Origin of the sequence: Actinoplanes couchii (assembly GCF_016862075.1) — a bacterium.
Lineage (GTDB): Bacteria > Actinomycetota > Actinomycetes > Mycobacteriales > Micromonosporaceae > Actinoplanes > Actinoplanes couchii.
Genome location: NZ_BOMG01000183.1, coordinates 1 through 1404 on the forward strand (window position 1 = coordinate 1; position 1404 = coordinate 1404).

Below are 1404 nucleotides of genomic sequence, written 5' to 3' on the forward strand. Positions count from 1 at the left end.
AGGGCGGTTGCGGACTGTTTGAGTTGATCGATGTGTTGGTTCCGTTTGGAGATCGTTCTCCTGGTTCGCGATAGATAGTGATCACTCGATGGCGTGAAAGATGAGGATCAGTCACGTCAAGTGGTCTGCCTGCCCGGTTGGGCAGGTCATGAGCGAACGAAAGCGGTATCCCAGCGACGTCACCGACCGGCAGTGGGCGTTGCTCGGCCCGTTCCTGGACGCCTGGCGGGCCAAGCGGGTGTCGGTCGCGGGCCGGGTCGGCGGGCAGGATCTGCGGGAGGTCGTGAACGCGATCCTGTATCAGAACCGGACCGGCTGCCAGTGGGCGTACCTGCCGCACGACCTGCCCCAGAAAGCGGTCACTTACTACTATTTCGCTCTGTGGCGTGACGACGGCACCGACCAGGCCATCCATGACCTGCTGCGCTGCCAGGCCCGGGAGAAAGCCGGCCGGGCCGAGGACCCGTCCATGGTCATCCTGGACACCCAGTCGATCCGGGCCGCGAACCACGTCCCCGCCGCCACGACCGGCAAAGACGCCGGCAAGCGGGTTCCCGGCCGCAAACGCGGCCTGGCCGTGGACGCGCTGGGTCTGATCATCGCCGTGATCGTGACCGCCGCGTCGATCTCCGACAACCAGGTCGGGATCCGGCTACTGGACAGGGTCGCCGAACACAACCCGACGGTGACGGCGGCGTTCGTCGACGCCGGGTTCAAACAGGACTTCGCCCTGCACGGCGCGATGATGGGCATCGACGTCCAGGTCGTGAAACGCTCCGACACCCGGCCCGGGTTCGTCCCGGTGAAGAAGAGGTGGCTGGTCGAGCAGGTCAACGGCACCCTGATGCTGCACCGCCGACTGACCCGCGAATACGAGAGCCGCCCCGAATCCAGCGTGTCGCGAACTCTGTGGGCCTCGATGGCCAACATCGTCCGCAGACTGACCGACACCGTCACCCCGACCTGGCGGTGACCAGGTCATGCGCCTGAACGCGATCCTCGACCTGATCGCCGAACGAGAGAACCTCGCAGGCCACGCCGCCGCCCAGCTCCGCGAGAAGATCACCGCCCTCACCGCCGAACTCGCCCGTCTCGACAGCGAGCTCGCCGATCTGGCCACCACCAGAACCACGCTGAAAGACCTGGCAGCCGATCAGTTCACCGACGACGACCCGACCATCGCCAGTGCCCCCTACCAGCAGATCCTTGCCGTTCTCACCGCGAATCCGGCCGGGATGAGAGCCAAGGACATCTGCCTTGCCGTCGGCGTCGATCCGACCCCGAAACACGTCGAAGGCGCCCGCGCACGACTCAAACGCCTGGTCACCCGCAAGATCCTGACCGAGAACGAACCGGGCATCTTCGCCCTCATCCCGAAACGGACCTAACGTTTCCTACCGCCCT

Annotated in this window: 2 protein-coding genes; both read left to right on the forward strand. The window is 65.5% G+C overall.

Annotation, left to right across the window (positions count from 1 at the left end):
- The first annotated feature begins 148 nt into the window (after positions 1-148).
- The gene (locus Aco03nite_RS52385; protein ID WP_203810770.1) at positions 149-973 is read left to right on the forward strand and encodes an IS5 family transposase; all 825 of its coding nucleotides are present in this window, start codon (positions 149-151) and stop codon (positions 971-973) included.
- 7 nt (positions 974-980) lie between these two features.
- Positions 981-1388, forward strand: a complete 408-nt coding sequence (locus Aco03nite_RS52390; protein ID WP_203810772.1) for a hypothetical protein — start codon at positions 981-983, stop codon at positions 1386-1388.
- Positions 1389-1404: the final 16 nt, after the last annotated feature.

Excerpts from the sequence above, each read along its gene's own strand:
- Aco03nite_RS52385 (WP_203810770.1), top strand. The coding sequence starts at position 149 with ATGAGCGAACGAAAGCGGTATCCCAGCGACGTCACCGACCGGCAGTGG.
- Aco03nite_RS52390 (WP_203810772.1), top strand. The coding sequence starts at position 981 with ATGCGCCTGAACGCGATCCTCGACCTGATCGCCGAACGAGAGAACCTC.